The organism is Flavobacterium eburneipallidum (genome assembly GCF_027111355.2).
Lineage (GTDB): Bacteria > Bacteroidota > Bacteroidia > Flavobacteriales > Flavobacteriaceae > Flavobacterium > Flavobacterium eburneipallidum.
This window is the reverse complement of the sequence record NZ_CP114291.2, coordinates 297,620-316,126: the sequence shown is the minus strand read 5'-3', so window position 1 is coordinate 316,126 and position 18,507 is coordinate 297,620. Positions and strand designations below refer to the sequence as shown.

Sequence of the window (18,507 nt, the reverse complement as noted above, 5' to 3'; positions counted from 1 at the left end):
TGCATTGCAACATCTCTGCATTAAAATGTAAAAAATGATACACGTACAAAACCTTTCGAAATCATACAACGGAACTACCGTTTTAAAAATAGATAATTTAGAAATTCCAAAAGGACAAAGTTTTGGATTGGTGGGAAACAACGGTGCAGGAAAAACCACTTTTTTTAGTTTGATATTGGATTTAATTCAACCCACAACGGGACAAATTATCAACAATGGTGTTGCCGTAAATACCAGCGAAAACTGGAAATCTTTTACAGCATCTTTTCTGGATGAAAGTTTCCTGATTGGTTATCTCACTCCCGAAGAATACTTCTATTTTATTGGCGATTTGCGTGGTCAGAACAAAGCCGATATTGATGTTTTGTTAGCCAAACACGAAGAATTTTTTAATGGCGAAATCCTAAAAAACAAAAAATACTTGCGAGATTTATCCAAAGGAAATCAGAAGAAAGTCGGGATTATTGCCACGCTAATTGGCAATCCCGAAGTGGTAATTTTAGATGAACCATTTGCTAATTTGGATCCCACAACCGTTAGCCGTTTGAAAAAAATAATCAAAGAATTAGCTCAAAATCCTGAAATTACGGTTTTGGTTTCCAGTCATGATTTAGTACATACAGTAGAAGTTTGCGATAGAATTGTGGCACTGAATAAAGGAGAAATTGTGAAAGACATTCAAACCTCTACCGAAACCTTGCAGGAATTGGAAGCGTTTTTTGCGGTATAAATTTCCATATTTCAAAAAGAAACGTATTTTTACCAGTCATTATACTAAAATGTACTTTTAGAAGTTAAATGATAAACCGTTTCCCATTGAAAACCAAGATACTCAAACTCACCTTTTTCATAGCATTCTTAATTTTATTGATAGCCTGTTCTACCAAGAAAGATACTTTTTTGGCTAGAAATTCCCACGCATTAAGTACCAGAGATAATATTTTATACAACGGTCAAATTGGGATGGACAAAGGAATCAAAGATGTAAATGCAAACATCAAAGAAAATTTTTGGAAGCGATTGCCTGTCGAAAGAATGGAAATTGTGGATGATAATGGAGCAGCAAAACCCAAAAATGCCAATTTTGAACTAGCCGAAGCCAAAGCGACGAAAGCCATTCAGAAACATTCGATGAACATTGGCGGGCAAGAAAAAAATTATCAAATAGACGAAGCTTACTTACTTCTAGGAAAAGCAAGGTATTACGACCAAAGATTTATTCCCGCTTTGGACGCATTTAATTATATTTTATACAAATACCCTTCGAGCGACAAGATTTATCAAGCCAAAATTTGGAGAGAAAAAGCCAATATGCGTTTGGGAAATGATGCGCAAGTGATTAAAAATATCAGCAAACTTTTGGAAGACAAAAAGGAAGCAGATAAATTCAAAAAAGCCAAAAATTTCAAAAAACAAGTCGTTGCCGATGCCAATGCACTGTTAGCACAATCTTTTTTGAACATGGAAGAAAAAGACAGTGCGGTTGCTAAATTAAAAATCGCCGAAAAATTAACCAAAGTCAATTCAGAAAGAGCCAGATACCGTTTTATTCTCGGGCAATTGTATCAAGAGTTAGGCAAAAAAGACAGTGCGATTTACAGCTATGAGTCGGTAATTGATATGAATAGAAAAGCTGATAGACGCTATGTAATTCAGGCTTATGCTAAAAAATCGGAATTGTTTGATTATCAAAATGATGATAAAGAAGCTTTTGTAAAAACCTTTAACAAACTAATTGCCGATCGAGAAAACCGTCCTTTTCTGGATGTTATTTATTATGAAATGGGTGTTTTTTATGACAAACAAGACAATCAAGAATTGGCAATGGAATTTTATAACGCTTCCCTAAAAGCCAAATCGCAAGACTCTTATTTAGTCGCTTCTGATTATAGAAATTTAGGCGATATGCACTTTAGAAATACCGATTATGCTATAGCTGCCAAATATTATGACAGCACATTGGTCAAAATGGAACCTAAAACCAGAGAATACATTCACATCAAAAAAGTGCGAAAAGATTTGGATGAGGTAATCGAATATGAGGCTGTAGCCAAAGAAAATGACAGTATTTTGAGATTAGTAGCGCTTTCGCCTACAGACCGAATTTTGTATTTTGAAAAACACATCGAAAAATTAAAAAAATCGGATGAAGCTAAACGAATTTTGGAAGAAAAACAACAGCAAAAACTAGCTAACGTTGATTTAAACAACATCAATAGTTCCGACGATCCAATTCCTAATACCCCTGGAACACCAGCCAAAAAATCTTCTATGACTCCTCCGTCCATGAGCAATGCTAGTTCAACGTCGAGTGTGTTTTATTTTTATAATCCGACAACTGTGGCTTTTGGTAAAACAGAATTTAAGAAAAAATGGGGCAATAGAACCCTAGGAGGCAATTGGCGATTGAGTACGAATAAAAATACGGACACCAATGATATTGCAAGCGATACTACCGCTACAGCCAAGCCAGGAGAGGTTAAAGAAGTAGAACAATATACTACTGCTTTTTACTTGGATCAAATTCCGAAAGAGCAAACCGAGATTGACGAAATTGTAAAAAAACGTGATTTTGCTTACTATCAGTTAGGGCTTATTTATAAGGAAAAATTCAAAGAATATCAGTTGGCTAGCCAAAAACTAGAGCAATTATTAGCGAATAAACCAGAGGAAAAATTGGTGCTTCCATCGATGTACAACCTCTATAAAATATACCAAATTATAAATCCTGCCAAAGCAGAAGAGATGAAAGCCCGCATTTCGAGCCAATATCCTGATTCTCGCTATGCGCAAATTATCAATAATACTAATGCTGTAGCCTCGAAAGATGCTCCCGAAGATGTGTATGACCAGTATTATAAAGTGTATGAAGACGAGCAATTTGATGGGCTGTTAGCCAAATTAGATGGTTTGATTCTTCAGTATTCGGGAGATGAAATTGTTCCAAAATTTGAATTGTTAAAAGCCAATTTACTTGGAAAATTAAAAGGGGTAGAAGCCTACAAAAATGCGATGCAATACGTAGCCGATAATTATCCAACAAGTGACGAAGGCAAAAAAGCCGTAGAAATTTTGACCGATCAAATTCCATCATTAGAGAAAATAAATTTCAGTACTGCTGAAAGCAAAAATTGGAAAATACTCTTTAGCGTTGGTAAAATTGACGATAAAAAAACAAAAGAATTAGAAGAAAAAATCAAGAAATTCATCGCCAACGAAAACTATCAAAGGCTAACGTATTCGTATGATTTTTACACAGAAAAAGAAAGTTTTATCACCATTCACGGACTCAAATCCGAAAGTAATGCTGCCTACATGATCAACCTGATGCGAAACGATAAAAAGTATAAAATCATCGATCCGTTGATAGTCATTTCAAGCGAAAATTACAAAGTGGTTCAAATCAAGAAAAATTTAGATGTTTATTTGAATTCACCAAAACCAGTTGCAGTTCCTGTTCAAACAACGGCTCCTTCAACAGTAGTTCCTCCTGCAACAAAATCAGTAGCTCCAGCAGGAATGATGCCTCCAGCTCCAAAACCGAGTTCGCCTCCAAAACAGTAAATTATGTTTGATAAAAAAGCAAAATCGTATACTGATCTTCTGGGAAAAACCAACAGGATTGTGGAAGGAACCATCATTAATGGTGATATCATTTCGCAAGCTGATTTTAGATTGGACGGCGAATTGACTGGAAATTTTCAAACGAAAGGCAAAATTGTTATTGGTCCAGCCGGAAGCGTTACGGGCGATATTATTTGCAAAAATGCCGATATCGAAGGCAAGTTTAACGGCAAAATTAAAGTAGCCGAAGTACTGAATATAAAAAGCAAAGCCAGCATTTATGGCGAAGTAATTTGCGGTAAATTGTCGGTAGAACCTGGAGCTGATTTTAGTGCTTCTTGTAAAATGAAAACCAATTCTAAAACCAATCCAACTAATGACGGAGAATCAAGACCCGAAGAAACAAAATAATAATAAATGGCTCGCCTTTATTAATATTCCTATTCAAATGGGAGTGATTATTTTTTTGTTTGCGTATTTGGGCGATTGGTTGGATGAGAAATATCCAAATAAGCACGATGTTTATGTTAAAATCCTAGTTTTGGTAGGCGTTGCATTAGCTTTTTACAATCTGAATCGTCAACTGAAAGACATTAATAAATCATCCTAAAATTAAAATGAATTTAAAAAAATATCGACCTATTCTTGAGGTTTTCTTTCTTTCGATTGTAGTTTATTTGGGGCATAAATTGTTTTTTATTTGGAATGAAAACAATCCAAAATTCCAAAATTTTCATTTTCCAATTGAAGTTGTGGATGGTTTTTTCTTCGTTTGTTCACTAATTATTCTGCTTATTCTTATCAAGGTCAAAAGTAAAAATATAGACTATGTAGGTTATACATTTATGTTGGTAACTTTTGTAAAAATGGCTTTGTCTTATGCCGTTTTATCGCCCATTATACATTCCGGAAACATCAATATGAAAATAGAAAAGGCTAATTTTTTTATTATTTTTGCCTTATTTTTAGCAATAGAAACATTTGTAACTGGCAGAATATTAAATAATAAGCAGTGATTTGGCTTTAAAACAACAATTCTGCCAAAAAAAGTTATTTATTGCTTTTAGTTATTAATTTAAAATGTACCTTTGCACCAAATTTCAGAAATTAAAAATTAAGATATTCAACTGTTATGGTGATTTCAAACAAACCACTTCGATTTTTAGTAGCAATTTTAGTAGCCTTCCTTCCTTTAATCAGTACAGCAAATCCTGTAGCTGAAACACACACTACCCATACAGAAGTAGCTCACAAAGAAGCAGCTGGACACGAAGGAGCACACGCTGAACCTACAGATATAAAATCTAAAATTAAAGGTTTCATCAATCACCACGTTTTAGATTCTCATGAATTTTCTTTTTTCCAAGATGACGAAACTGGAGCACACTACGGTTTTCCATTGCCAATCATTATTTGGGATAATGGTTTCCAAATTTTTTCTTCTTCAAAATTCAACCACGGTCATGATGTAGCCGAATCAAACGGTAACTTCTACAAAATAAACCACCACGACGGTAAAATTTACAAAACAGATGCTGCTGGTACTATTACTGAAAATGAAGCAACTGGTTTTCCAGAAAACGAACGTCCACTAGATTTATCGATTACAAAATCAGTTGTGTCTATCATCATTGCTGCTATTTTGATGTTTTTAATCTTTACAGCTTTAGCTAAATCGTATGCTAAAAATAATGGAATTGCCTCTGGTGCTGCCCGTATTTTTGAACCATTAGTTTTGTATGTTCGTGACGAAATTGCCATTCCAAATATTGGCGAAAAACATTATAAGAAATACATGAGTTATTTATTGACTATCTTTTTCTTTGTATTGTTCTTGAATATTTTTGGTTTAATGCCTTTTGGTATTAACGTAACAGGAAATCTTACTATTACTTTTTCATTAGCCATCCTTACTTTTTTAATTACCAATCTTACGGCTAATAGAAATTATTGGGGTCACATTTTTTGGATGCCAGGTGTGCCGAAAGTGATGAGAATCGTTTTAGCTCCAATTGAATTATTAGGAGTAATTATCAAACCATTTTCATTAATGATTCGTTTGTATGCTAATATTTTCGCAGGACATATTGTATTGATGAGTATCATTGGATTGATGTTTATTTTCAAAAGTTGGATCGGAAGTACTTTGTCATTTGGTTTGTCATTTGCACTTTCTATTCTTGAAATATTAGTTGCGTTTTTACAAGCGTATATATTCACGATGTTGTCTGCGTTGTACTTTGGTTCGGCAGTAGAAGAGCATCACCATGAGGAAGCTCATCACTAAAAATTTAGATTTTGGATTTCAGATTTCAGATTTTTTTAAATCTACATTCTAAAATCTACACTCTAAAATTGAAATTGAATGTTTAATTTTTAATTTATATATATTATGGAAATTCCACAAATCGTAGGAGCAGGAATGATCGTTATTGGAGCAGCTTTAGGAATTGGTAGAATCGGTGGTTCAGCAATGGACGCTATCGCTCGTCAACCAGAAGCTTCTGGAAAAATCCAAACTGCAATGCTTATTGCAGCTGCACTTATTGAAGGTATTGGTTTTGCTGCGTTATTCGCATCTTAATTAAAACTAAAAAAAATGATAGTTGCAACGGTTGGTTGTAACTATCGTTTTAATTAAATGTTGAAAATGATATTAAACAGATTAAATTTTATTTTTTAAAATACAATTTAAATACAATTTATAAAAATGGAAAAGTTAATAAATCAGTTTGAGTTAGGTTTGTTCTTCTGGCAAGTATTAATATTTGTTGGATTAATATTCTTGTTGAAAAAATTCGCTTGGAAACCAATCCTTGATGCAGTAAATGACAGAGAGCAAGGTATCAAAAATGCTTTAGAATCTGCTGACAACGCTAGAAAAGAGATGTTGAATCTTCAAGCTGATAACCAACGTATTTTGCAAGAAGCAAGAGCAGAACGTGATGCTTTGTTGAAAGATGCACGCGAAATGAAAGAGAAAATGATTGCTGATGCAAAAACAGAAGCCGAAGCTCAAGGTCAAAAATTGATCGAACAAGCTAAAGCTGCTATCGAAAGCGAGAAAAATGGAGCTTTGGCTGAATTGAAACTTCAAGTTTCTACTTTGTCACTTCAAATTGCGGAGAAATTATTAAAAGACGAATTATCTAACAAAGAAGCTCAAGTAAAATTAGTGGAAAAAATGTTGGGTGATGCTAAATTAAACTAATATGTCAAGTACAAGAGCAGCAATTCGTTATGCAAAAGCCATTTTAGAAATAGCAGATTCAAAAAATGCTACTTCACAAGTGAGTGCTGATATGGCATTAATTGCATCAACAATAAAAGCAAATTCAGAATTGAGTTCTTTTATCCACAATCCGCTTGTGACTGTGGATGCTAAAAAGGATGTTGTTTCAGAAGTTTTCGCTTCTGTTAATCCGGTAACCAAAAGCATTTTTCAGTTGCTATTGGAAAACAAAAGATTTGAAATCTTGGATAGCATTGCAGTAGAATACAGCAAATTATTTGATATTCAAAATGGAGTTGAGGTAGCAAAAGTTACTACAGCCGTTCCAATGGATGCCGCTTTAGAAGCGAAAGTTTCGGCTAAAATTGCAAGCATTTCTTCAAGCAAAAAAATTACGATTGAAAATATAGTAGATCCTGCTATCATTGGAGGATTTATTTTAAGAATAGGCGATAAGCAATACAATGCTTCTATTGCCAACAGATTACAAGTATTAAAGAGAGAATTAAGTAACTAGTTATTTATAAATAATTATGGCGGAAATTAACCCTGCTGAAATTTCAGCAATATTAAGAAAGCAAGTAGAAGGTTTTGAATCTGGTGCTACATTAGAAGAAGTAGGTTCTGTACTTCAAGTTGGAGATGGAATTGCTCGTGTTTACGGACTTTCTAATGTTCAATACGGTGAGCTTGTAGAATTTGACAATGGTCTTGAGGCGATTGTATTGAACCTTGAAGAAGACAATGTTGGTGTGGTACTTTTAGGACCATCAACAGGAATCAAAGAAGGTTCAACTGTAAAAAGAACACAACGTATTGCTTCTCTTAAAACAGGAGAAGGAATGGTAGGACGTGTAGTAAACACTTTAGGTCAACCAATTGATGGTAAAGGACCAATCGGTGGTGAATTATTCGAAATGCCATTAGAAAGAAAAGCTCCTGGAGTTATCTTCCGTCAGCCAGTTACCGAGCCATTACAAACAGGTATCAAAGCAGTTGATGCAATGATCCCGGTAGGTCGTGGACAACGTGAGCTAGTTATTGGTGACCGTCAAACAGGTAAATCAACTGTTTGTATCGATACTATCTTAAATCAAAAAGAATTTTACGATGCAGGAAAACCTGTATTCTGTATATATGTTGCCATTGGACAAAAAGCGTCAACGGTAGCAGGAATCGCAAAAATGTTAGAAGAAAAAGGTGCAATGGCTTATACAGTTATTGTTGCAGCTAATGCTTCTGATCCAGCTCCTATGCAAGTATATGCTCCTATGGCAGGTGCTGCAATTGGAGAATATTTCAGAGATTCTGGTCGTCCAGCTTTGATTGTTTATGATGATTTATCTAAACAAGCTGTTGCTTACCGTGAGGTTTCTCTTTTATTAAGAAGACCACCGGGACGTGAGGCATATCCTGGAGACGTTTTCTACTTACACTCTCGTTTATTAGAAAGAGCTTGTAAAGTAATTGCTGATGACAGTATTGCTAAAGATATGAACGATTTGCCAGATTCATTAAAAGGTATCGTAAAAGGTGGTGGTTCTTTGACGGCGCTGCCAATTATCGAAACTCAAGCTGGTGACGTTTCTGCTTATATCCCAACTAACGTAATTTCGATCACTGATGGTCAGATTTTCTTGGATGGAGATTTGTTTAATTCAGGGGTTCGTCCAGCAATTAACGTAGGTATTTCTGTATCTCGTGTTGGAGGTAATGCTCAAATTAAATCAATGAAAAAAGTATCAGGTACTTTAAAATTAGACCAAGCGCAATACCGTGAATTAGAAGCGTTTGCTAAATTTGGTTCTGATTTGGATGCAGTTACTTTGAACGTAATTGAAAAAGGAAAAAGAAACGTTGAAATCTTGAAACAAGGTTTAAATGACCCTTATACAGTTGAAAACCAAACCGCTATCATCTATGCAGGTTCTAAAAACTTGTTGAGAAAAGTACCAGTTGCTAAAGTAAAAGAATTCGAAAAAGATTTCTTGGAATACTTGAACAACAAAAACAGACCAACTCTTGATGCTTTGAAAGCAGGTAAACTGACTGACGAAATCACAGACGTTTTGGAAGCAGCAGCTAAAGAAGTTTCAGCGAAATATAACTAATATTTGTTCTAGGTTGTAAGTTGTAGGTTTCAAAACTTATAACTTACAACATAAAACTTACAACTATTTACAATGGCAAATTTAAAGGAAATCCGTAATAGAATTACTTCCGTTTCATCAACGATGCAGATTACTTCTGCGATGAAAATGGTTTCTGCAGCAAAGCTAAAAAAGGCTCAAGATGCCATAACAGCGATGCGACCTTATGCCGAAAAATTGACGGAATTATTGCAAAACCTTTCCGCAACTCTTGATGGAGATGTTGGAGGAGAATTCACAACACAACGTGAGGTTAAGAAAGTTTTGATTGTAGCGATTACTTCTAATAGAGGTTTGTGTGGTGCATTCAATTCTAATATAATCAAGGAAGCTAAAAACCGTTCAGAATTTTATGCTGGAAAACAAGTTGATATTTTTGCTATTGGTAAAAAAGGTCATGATGTTTTAGCCAAAACGCACAAAGTTCACGGTCATCACAATACAATTTTTGACAATTTGACTTTTGATAATGTTGCTGGAATAGCTGAAAGTTTAACTGAAAAATTCTTGACTGGAGAGTATGATAGAATTGAATTGATTTACAATCAGTTTAAAAATGCTGCTACACAAATCGTTCAAGTAGAACAATTTTTGCCTTTAGCACCAATACAATCAGATGCACCAGCTTCTGGTGGTGATTATATTTTTGAACCATCTAAAGAAGAAATTGTCTTGACTTTGATTCCTAAATCATTGAAAACACAATTATACAAAGGAATCAGAGATTCTTATGCTTCTGAACACGGGGCACGTATGACTGCTATGCACAAAGCAACAGACAACGCCAAAGAATTGAGAGATCAATTGAAATTAACTTATAACAAAGCCCGTCAGGCCGCCATTACTAACGAAATTCTTGAGATTGTTGGTGGAGCAGAAGCTTTGAAAGGATAATAATATAACAATCCCAATTAGGGAAATTAAAAAAAGCCAGCAGATTTGTTGGCTTTTTTAGCATTATAGCGATAGTATATAAATCTATTTTTAGCAACATTTAATTTCTTAAACAATAATGAAAAAATTAATAATTTTAATAAGTCTAGTTACAATTGTATCGAGTTGTTCGACTGTATCAAAAATTAAAACAGATGATTATAAAGGTTCTGATTTAGTTCCTACAAACGCAGATAATGTTGAAGTTTATTCAACAAAAACAACTGTAAAGACCTATAAAGTTATTGGTCAAGTTGTTTCTTGTGCTGATGCTGGTCAAAATGCAGAAGTAGCAGTAAAGTTATTAAAACAACAAGCTTCGCTTTTGGGTGCAGATGCAATAATTGACATGCGACTTTCCATTGCTATGGGGTATTGGTCTAATGGTATAAAGGCTACAGGTACAGCAGTAAAATACAACTAATTCTAATTTTATTAAAAAATCAAAATGAAAAATATTCTTTATTTATCAATTTTATTTGCTTTTGCAAGTTGTAGTATAAAAACTCATTATGTTCAAACTGGAGGTAAAACATATCCAAAAACAGAGGAGAATAGTATATTAATTTATTCAAGAACACCCGAAAAGCAGTATGAGGTAATTGGTAGTGTAGCGGTTTTTGCCGCAAGTGAAAAACAATCACTAAAAGCATTAAAAAAGAAAGCAGCTGAATTAGGTGCAGATGCTATAATTGAAATCAATCTTGATAAAATTTCTAGTGTAAGTCAAGCAACAGGAATTAGTGGGGTTGCAGTTAAGTTTAAGTAAATTTAAATTGCAATCCTTTTAAAAATTATAATTCTTCTACAACAAAGTCTGTCAACTTGCCATTACTAACGAAATCCTGGAGATCGTTGGTGGAGCAGAAGCTTTGAAAGGATAATAATTTTTATTTAAATATATTTAAGAGTCCCGCAATTTGCGGGACTTTTTTTTGTTTGTAAATTTTACACAAAATTTAAGTTGAGTATAAAGTTCATAATAATTATCGTTTACCTAACAATAAATTAACGTACTCTACTTTTTAAAAAAATTTGTTAATCTCTATTTAACATTCAGAATTCCTGTTCCAAGTACTTTTGTCGAAATATTAAAGCGATTTTTAATCAACACTATTTCAATGAAATTAACTTACTTTATTAGCTCATTATTTTTTGTTTCTGCTGCAATTGCTCAAAATACTACAGGGTTAGAATTGGCAGACGGAATGGTTTATTCTAATACTGTTACGAAGTCCTCGGGAACAGCTACTGGGACAGTAGTTGCCGACGAATCATCAATTATTAAAGGAACCGTGATAGAAGAAGCTACTGGAAAACCTTTGCCAGGAGTTAATATTATGGTAGTCGGAACACCTTTAGGAACTACTTCTGATGCCGAAGGGCGTTTTAGCTTCAGAAAAATGGAGCCAGGAAAATACAACTTGGAATTTTCTATGTTTTCTTTTGAAACCAAAATTATTTCTGAAGTAGAAGTCGTAAAAGGAGAGGCTACTACTTTAACGGTTTCCTTATCCGAAAAAAACAATGTTTTAAACGAGGTTGTTATTAGAACGGTAAAAGCTAAAGTGGAATCGGTTCAATCACTTTTAACGGTTCAAAAAAATAGTGTTAGGGTATCAGATGGTATTTCTGCCGAAAGCATCAAAAAGACACCAGATAGAACTGCATCAGACGTTTTGAAACGTATTAGTGGCGCGAGTATTCAAAACAATAAATTCGTTATTATTCGTGGTTTGAATGACCGTTATAACACTACTTATTTGAATGGCTCACCGTTACCAAGTACAGAGCCAGATAGAAAAGCATTTTCGTTTGATATTTTTCCTTCGAATATGTTAGATAATTTAGTGATATACAAAACCGCTTCGCCAGATTTACCGGGAGAATTTGCAGGTGGAGTTATTGATATCAATACTAAAATGGCACCGGATAAAAATTTTCAATCCGTATCGATAGGAGCAGGATATAATGCGATTACAACAGGTAAATCTAAACTAGTTGCTAATGATGCTAAAGTAGGATTACCTTCTTCTTTTCCTAGTTCGGCAGAATTGATTGCTTTGCAAAATCCAATGACAGGTAATATTCAGCAAGTAGCTGAATTAGCCAAAAATTACCAGACCGATTGGGGTGTAAGTGAAGATAAATTTAGTCCAAACACTAGTTTTCAGCTTTCACTTGGGCGTTATTTCAAATTCAAAGGAGAACAAAGTTTAAGTTTATTAGCATCGTTAACCAATAATGTATCTAATGTGTATGCTGAAAGCAATAGAAAATTTTATGAAGTACCTGGTGTGCTTCAAGAAGATTTTTCGGATGAGAGTTACAGTACACAACGATTGACAGGTGCGATTCTTAATTTTTCGTTTAAAATCAATTCAAACAATAAGTTGAGTTTTAAAAATTTATACAGCCGCACTACTGAAACTAGATTTACCGACAGAAGCGGAACTAAAGTAGTAGAACCTGAACCAACCATTACCACTTCTACAAATCGATTTTTTTCTAAAAATAATATTTATACTGGGCAATTCATAGGCGAACATTTCTTGCCTGAAAGTAAAATCAAAATCAATTGGGTTGGATCTTACAGTAATGTTAATAGAGAGATTCCAAGCGAAAGAAGAAATACCTATGAGTATAGACAATTTTTAGATGGATCTCAAACCGAACCGAGAGCACCGTTTGTTGGTAATAATGTAGGGACAGATTATCCGGGTTCTATTTTTACATCTACAAACAATGAATCTATTTATAGTGCAAAGTTTGATGTGAGTAAAAAAGTAAATTTTTCTGATGAATTTTCTGCTGATATAAAAGTGGGTGGAATTACACAAAGCCGTAAGAGAGAATTTCAGGCTCGACAATTGGGTTACGTTATTTTTAGTGGTACTGTGGACGGATTTAGATACGGAACAAACACTTTTTTACCAACTATTGCAGCATTACCAAACGCTACGATATTCAATACTGCTAATATGGGTATTTTATCGTCAACTTCACCTAGATCTAGTGGTTTAACGCTTTATGAAGGCACAAAAGGGAGTGATTATTATGATGCAGAAGCCAATCTAAATGCTGGTTATTTGATGATTGATAATGTTTTCCACAAATTAAGAGTGGTATGGGGAGCGCGTTTAGAAAATTATTCACAACATTTGACTTCAAAATCAGATATTGGTGATCCAATTCTTGTGGATGATTCACAATTAGACATTTTGCCATCTGTCAATTTTATATACAAGCTTAATAAAACTCAAAATATTAGATTGAGTGGTTCTAAAACTTTGAACCGACCAGAGTTTAGAGAACTAGCGCCTTTTTTATTCTTTGATAATGAGACTAGATTCAATACCTCGGGAAATCCAGATCTTAAAATCACAGAAATTATTAATTTCGATTTACGATATGAATTTTTTCCTGGAAAATCACAAATTTTCTCGTTATCAGCCTTTTATAAAGATTTTAAAAATCCAATCGAATTACAAGCAAGGGCAAATAATTCAAATAGATATGAAAATGCCAAATCAGGAAAGAATTATGGTGTAGAACTTGAATTTAGAACAATGTTAAGTTCAGTTCTTGGAACTAAAGAAACTAAAATTTTAGATGATTTAACCCTTTTCTCTAATTTGGCTGTAATCCGTTCTAAAGTAGATATTTCTAACTTAATAAATTCAGGTGTAACAGTTGATTCGCCAATGCAGGGACAATCGCCTTATGTTTTTAATGCAGGATTGCAATATTCTAACATTGATGCAGGATGGTCATTATCTGCCAATATGAATAGGATTGGGGATAGAATCACTATTCACGGAAATCAAACCGCTAGTAATGCTACACCAGCTTATTGGGAAAAAGCACGAACAATTTTGGATTTTCAAATAGCTAAAAACTTATTCAAAAGCAAAATTGAATTGAAATTGAATATCCAAAATGTTTTAGCGCAAGACTTGATTTTTTACCAAAACAATTTTGAGTTAACGGGTAAAGAAGTTAAAGGATTTAGAGCTTTGACCAATTCAATATTTACAGGTGATTCTCAAAATATAAATGGATATGATAAAGAGATAGATGATCAGACTTGGATCACTAAATTTGGACCTACATTTTCTTTTACTGCGACTTACAATTTTTAATAAATAACTTTAATTATTCTTAAGAGCCTGTTTGAAAACAAACAGGCTCTTAATATTTAGCTAACATAAAGCTAGTGTTTAAATAACGGTTTGGTTACACTCAATTTACACTCAGGCTCTAATATTGCTGTAGATTTAAAAACAACAACTATGAAAAAAATTTACTTATTCTCGATGCTACTATTAGCAACATTTACTGGGTTTTCTCAAATCACAACCACATCTTACAGAGGTGCTTTTGCTCCAGCTCCAGCTGCAATGTGGACTGATTCATGGACAGAGTTTGATCCTCAAAATAAAGTTTATCCTGCTGTAACACAAACAGTATCTGCTAATATTACTACTAATACAACATGGACAACAGGAAATGTATATGCTTTAGGAGGGCAAATTTATGTAAAAAATAATGCTACACTTACCATTCAGCCAGGGGTAATTATTCGTAGTACGGCTCCAGGTTCAGGATTGTTTGTTACAAAAGGAGCAAAAGTAATTGCCGAAGGAACTGCTGCTAGTCCAATTGTGTTTACATCAGGTTTTGCTGCAGGATCTAGAAGTAGAGGAGACTGGGGTGGTGTTATTTTAATGGGTAAAGGAGCTTACAATATTAATAGTGGAGTTAATAACATTGAAGGGATTACACCAACTGCTGATACAGAATTTGGTGGAGGTTCAGCACCAGATGATACGGATAGCTCAGGTACTTTAAAATATGTAAGAATAGAATTTGCTGGTTACAACTACGGAACAAACCAAGAGATTAATGGTTTAACAATGGGTGCAGTAGGTAGTGGAACAACGATAGATTTTGTTCAGGTTTCTTATGCTAATGATGACTCTTTCGAATGGTTTGGTGGTGCAGTAAATTGTTCTCACCTAGTAGCCTACAGAGGTCTTGATGATGATTTTGATGCAGATAATGGATTTAGCGGAAAAGTTCAATTTGGTTTAGCTGTTAAAGAACCAGCGATTGCAGATATTTCAGATTCAAACTGTTTTGAATCAGACAACAATTCAACAAGTACAGCTGGTACTAAATTTACATCTGCAATTTTTTCTAACTTTACATTAGTGGGGCCAACATATAGAGCTACTTTACCAAACGGAGGAACTTTAGCAGATAGACACAGAAGAGGAGCTCACATAAGAAGAAACACTCAAATTCAAATTTGGAATTCTATTTTCATGGATTTTTTAGATGGTGTAGTTTTAGATGGAGCAACAACTCAAACTAATGCAACAAATAATACTTTGAAATTTAGAAGTAATATTATTGCTGGTACAGCAGCAGCTAAAGTGGTTGTAGCTGCTTCTCCAACTACTTATGATGTAGCTACTTGGTTTGCTAATGGTAATAATACTAGCCAAACGGCAAGCGCAGGATTATTGACTATGCCTTACAATGCAGACGGAAGTGTTTACACAGGATTGGATTACAGACCAGCAACTGGGTCTGCAGCTTTAACTGGTGCTGATTTCTCTACACTTTCAAATGAGTCATTTGTTTCTGACGCTGAATTCTCTTTGACAGTTTATCCAAACCCATCTGCTGAAAGTTTCAAAATCAACTATATTTCTTCTAGCAATGATGATGTAAATGTAGCTGCTTATGACTTAACTGGTAAATTAGTTGAATCTCGTAATGTGAAATTCGAAGACATCAACAACCAAGTAGTTGGTAACGATTTTAACGCTGGAGTTTACATCCTTGTAGTGAAACAAGCTAATGTTACTAAAGCAATCAAAGTGATCAAAAACTAATACTTTTTTTCCAAGTATAAATAGAGTCCCGCAATTTGCGGGACTTTTTTTGTTTAAAACAGTATGACTTATTTATTTATCCAAAAACCGATACATCTCACAGCTAGCTAATAAAAAAGCACCCACACCAAAATCGGCAGTAGAATTTACATCCACCACTTGTCCTGGAATGGCTCTTTCGCCAATGGGTTGAACATAGCCTACTTTTCCGTCTTTTTGGAGCGCTGTTTTCGATAAATAATCCCAAGCTTTGATTGCTACTGGCAAATAGGTTTTTTGGTCTAAAACGCCATTATTTATTCCCCACAAATACCCATAGGTAAAAAATGCTGTTCCACTGGTTTCTGGTCCTGGAGCATGTTGCGGATCGAGCATACTTCTAGTCCAATAGCCTTCGGGTTGTTGTGCTTCTTTGATAGAGGCTGCCATCAGTTTATAACGAGCAATAAAATCTTTTCGAATACTTGAATTTTTAGGCAAATCTTGAATCACTTTTGCCAAACCAGCAAAAACCCATCCGTCACCTCTGGCCCAAAAGTCTTTTTTGCCATTCAAACTCTTGTGTTTGGGATACACATATTTAGCATCTCTAAAATACAAATGCGTTTCCTCGTCATACATAATGCTGTTGGCGTAAGCGAAATATTCTTCTAGCTTTTTCAAGTAAAGTTCATTTCCAGTAACCTTATACAATTTGGTCATGACAGGCATAACCATATAAAGTCCGTCAGCCCACCACCAATAATCGTTGGCCGGCGTACTCATTTGGTATTCCATAACTTCTCGGGCTCGCTTTATTTTTTCAACATCTTTTTTACCTTCTAAAGTGTAGATATCGATATAGGTTTGAAAAGCAATTTGCCAATCACCAAACAAAACGTGTTTGTTCGTTTCGCCATAATTGTATTTCCATTCCGATTTATTGTCGGATTGAGCGCCTTTGTATTGGTTTTTTTCCGCCCAAGCTTTCGAATAATCCAAATATTCTTGTTTCTTGGTGAGTTTATAAGCTTCAATATTTCCAGTATGATAAGCCGCAGGGTGCCAAAAAGCATTAGCAGGAACTGGATTTTTTTCTTGCCAATAGTGATTGACTCTATTTACGATTTCTAAAACATTTTGCTTGCTGTCTAAAATATTTTCTTTCGCAATTGTTTTATTCGAACTACAAGAAGAAACTAAAAACAAGACTAGAAAAAGTCCTGAAACGGATACTATTTTGTTTACTTTCATTATTTTGGTAATTGATTTACTTCTAATACTTGAACTATTGTTGGCGGTGTTTTGGCTAGTCCTTCGCCATCAATTTGATTGACGTTTTGAACAAAAATATGAAGTTTTTTTTCCTTCTCCCAAAGCGAAATATCATAATTGGGTTCCCATTCGCCTACGGATGTTGTGGTCAAATCTTTCACTTTCCAAACACTGTCTTTTTCTAAATTGGTGTATGCCACGGCTATTTTATTGTCTCTTTCTTGGTCTCGAAACAACAGGTACAAATACCGATTTCCCGCATCTTCTTTAACTAATAAATCAGGTCTGGAAATCGGAATTTTTTTGGTGCCTCCACCTCCCAAATAAAAAGGAGTTTGTCTGAAAGCGGTATTTGTTTTTTTCCAAACACCCTTTTCCAAATAGACAATCTGAAATTGTGGAATCGAATTTTCGCTCCAATAACTGGCAATAAACGGATTTCCTTTTGCATCAGTCGTCATGGCAGTTTGATTGATTAAACTACTTTTTTGCGGAATCTTCCAAGCCATTTCTGCGGAATTTATTGTAATAGGCAAACTGTATTTTTCGCCATTCGATTTTTCCCAACTCACTCCACCGTCTTTCGAACGTGCATAACACAAATCATGATTGGTAAAAACATCCCAACTTTCTCGCCAAACCCATGAAAGATGAATTACGCCTTGTTGATCGACTTTGGCTTGCCAATAGGCACTTCTTTTATTTTCGCCATCGATTAAATTGGTTTGCAATTGCGACCACTTTTTCTGTTTTACATCATACGAATTGATAACCATATTCCCTCTTCCGGAAGAACCGGAACGGTAAAAAAACAATAAATTTCCGTTGGGCAAATGGTGAAATTCTGGATAAGTCACTTTTTGTTCGGCGCTTCCTGTCATCGATTCTTCGTTGCCTAAATCCAATCCCAAAGGCAATTTACTTTTGGCATAACGCAGTTTGGTGTCGTGATGATCCCAGCTAATGTGCAAAAAACCGTCGCCATCTACGGCAATGCTAATGCTGTTGTGTGCATCTTTTACATTTCCTGAATAAGGTGTTTTTACGATTTCCCAATTCGTTGTGTTTAATTTTCTTTTCCCTAAAACCACTGCGCCATCGCCATCATAATAAGCAATGAATTGAAAATTTTTGAAAGTAGTTAACGCATTTTTTCTAAATTTAACGGTATTAATAGAGTTGTTGCTCCAACCATTGCCCACCGGAATTGTTACATTTGACTTTGTAGCACAAGCCCATAAATTCAGCAGACAAAAGCCAAAAAGTAAAATTTTATAGATATAGTTAGCCTTCATTATTTGATTTATAATTTAAAAGTAAAAAGGGTGATAGAATGTTTTAATTCAAGCAAAGGAAAGTAAAAATAAAAGATTTTAGAATGGATACGAATCAAAACATACCAGTTTTTAATTTTTGTCGTGTAAAATCTATGCTATTCAGTTTTGGTTTCTATCTTATGGAATGTTCTTGA

At 34.5% G+C, this 18,507-nt stretch carries 17 protein-coding genes; 15 read left to right on the top strand and 2 right to left on the bottom strand.

Translation table 11 applies throughout. The annotated features are described in order from the left end of the window. Nucleotides 1–34: 34 nt before the first annotated feature. The 15 genes from OZP15_RS01195 to OZP15_RS01125 all read left to right on the top strand — a co-directional run bounded on the left by OZP15_RS01195 (nt 35) and on the right by OZP15_RS01125 (nt 15,782). Nucleotides 35–730: an ABC transporter ATP-binding protein gene (locus OZP15_RS01195; protein WP_269226693.1), complete on the top strand. Its 696-nt coding sequence runs from the start codon at nt 35–37 to the stop codon at nt 728–730. An 86-nt stretch (nt 731–816) separates the two neighbouring features. Then, nucleotides 817–3,564 carry a type IX secretion system periplasmic lipoprotein PorW/SprE gene (porW, locus tag OZP15_RS01190; RefSeq protein ID WP_281336779.1) on the top strand — a complete coding sequence of 916 codons (2,748 nt, stop codon included), beginning with the start codon at nt 817–819 and terminating at the stop codon, nt 3,562–3,564. A gap of 3 nt (nt 3,565–3,567) precedes the next feature. Further along, nucleotides 3,568–3,975: a bactofilin family protein gene (locus OZP15_RS01185; protein ID WP_269226692.1), complete on the top strand. Its 408-nt coding sequence runs from the start codon at nt 3,568–3,570 to the stop codon at nt 3,973–3,975. After that, a complete protein-coding gene (locus tag OZP15_RS01180) occupies nt 3,941–4,174 on the top strand; it encodes an AtpZ/AtpI family protein (protein WP_269226691.1) in 234 nt (77 codons plus the stop codon). The genes OZP15_RS01185 and OZP15_RS01180 overlap by 35 nt, the downstream gene beginning before the upstream one ends. A 7-nt stretch (nt 4,175–4,181) precedes the next feature. Continuing rightward, complete coding sequence (locus OZP15_RS01175; RefSeq protein WP_269226690.1) at nt 4,182–4,580, top strand: hypothetical protein; 399 nt, start codon at nt 4,182–4,184, stop codon at nt 4,578–4,580. 116 nt (nt 4,581–4,696) lie between these two features. Beyond that, nucleotides 4,697–5,851 (top strand): F0F1 ATP synthase subunit A, encoded by a 1,155-nt coding sequence (gene atpB, locus OZP15_RS01170; RefSeq protein WP_281336778.1) that lies wholly within the window; start codon nt 4,697–4,699, stop codon nt 5,849–5,851. Nucleotides 5,852–5,956: 105 nt separating this feature from the next. After that, nucleotides 5,957–6,148: an ATP synthase F0 subunit C gene (atpE, locus tag OZP15_RS01165; protein ID WP_269226688.1), complete on the top strand. Its 192-nt coding sequence runs from the start codon at nt 5,957–5,959 to the stop codon at nt 6,146–6,148. Between the two features lie 126 nt (nt 6,149–6,274). After that, nucleotides 6,275–6,775, top strand: a complete 501-nt coding sequence (locus OZP15_RS01160) for a F0F1 ATP synthase subunit B (RefSeq protein ID WP_269226687.1) — start codon at nt 6,275–6,277, stop codon at nt 6,773–6,775. 1 nt (nt 6,776) lies between these two features. Beyond that, nucleotides 6,777–7,313: an ATP synthase F1 subunit delta gene (atpH, locus tag OZP15_RS01155; RefSeq protein ID WP_269226686.1), complete on the top strand. Its 537-nt coding sequence runs from the start codon at nt 6,777–6,779 to the stop codon at nt 7,311–7,313. Between the two features lie 16 nt (nt 7,314–7,329). Beyond that, nucleotides 7,330–8,907 (top strand): F0F1 ATP synthase subunit alpha, encoded by a 1,578-nt coding sequence (gene atpA / locus OZP15_RS01150; protein ID WP_269226685.1) that lies wholly within the window; start codon nt 7,330–7,332, stop codon nt 8,905–8,907. A 72-nt stretch (nt 8,908–8,979) separates the two neighbouring features. Then, nucleotides 8,980–9,840 (top strand): ATP synthase F1 subunit gamma, encoded by an 861-nt coding sequence (gene atpG / locus OZP15_RS01145; protein ID WP_269226684.1) that lies wholly within the window; start codon nt 8,980–8,982, stop codon nt 9,838–9,840. A 118-nt stretch (nt 9,841–9,958) separates the two neighbouring features. After that, nucleotides 9,959–10,303 (top strand): heavy metal-binding domain-containing protein, encoded by a 345-nt coding sequence (locus tag OZP15_RS01140; protein ID WP_269226683.1) that lies wholly within the window; start codon nt 9,959–9,961, stop codon nt 10,301–10,303. 24 nt (nt 10,304–10,327) lie between these two features. Next, nucleotides 10,328–10,648 carry a heavy metal-binding domain-containing protein gene (locus tag OZP15_RS01135; protein ID WP_269226682.1) on the top strand — a complete coding sequence of 107 codons (321 nt, stop codon included), beginning with the start codon at nt 10,328–10,330 and terminating at the stop codon, nt 10,646–10,648. A gap of 352 nt (nt 10,649–11,000) precedes the next feature. Further along, on the top strand, nt 11,001–14,021 hold the full coding sequence (locus OZP15_RS01130; RefSeq protein WP_281336777.1) for a TonB-dependent receptor: 3,021 nt from the start codon (nt 11,001–11,003) through the stop codon (nt 14,019–14,021). Nucleotides 14,022–14,171: 150 nt separating this feature from the next. Beyond that, on the top strand, nt 14,172–15,782 hold the full coding sequence (locus tag OZP15_RS01125) for a T9SS type A sorting domain-containing protein (protein ID WP_281336776.1): 1,611 nt from the start codon (nt 14,172–14,174) through the stop codon (nt 15,780–15,782). A gap of 72 nt (nt 15,783–15,854) precedes the next feature. Here the strand turns inward: OZP15_RS01125 and OZP15_RS01120 are convergent, their stop codons facing one another. Beyond that, nucleotides 15,855–17,015, bottom strand: coding sequence for a glycoside hydrolase family 88/105 protein (locus OZP15_RS01120; protein WP_281336775.1), 1,161 nt, complete (start codon nt 17,013–17,015; stop codon nt 15,855–15,857). Beyond that, nucleotides 17,015–18,331, bottom strand: coding sequence for a BNR repeat-containing protein (locus tag OZP15_RS01115; protein ID WP_269226677.1), 1,317 nt, complete (start codon nt 18,329–18,331; stop codon nt 17,015–17,017). The genes OZP15_RS01120 and OZP15_RS01115 overlap by 1 nt, the downstream gene beginning before the upstream one ends. Between the last annotated feature and the right edge of the window lie 176 nt (nt 18,332–18,507).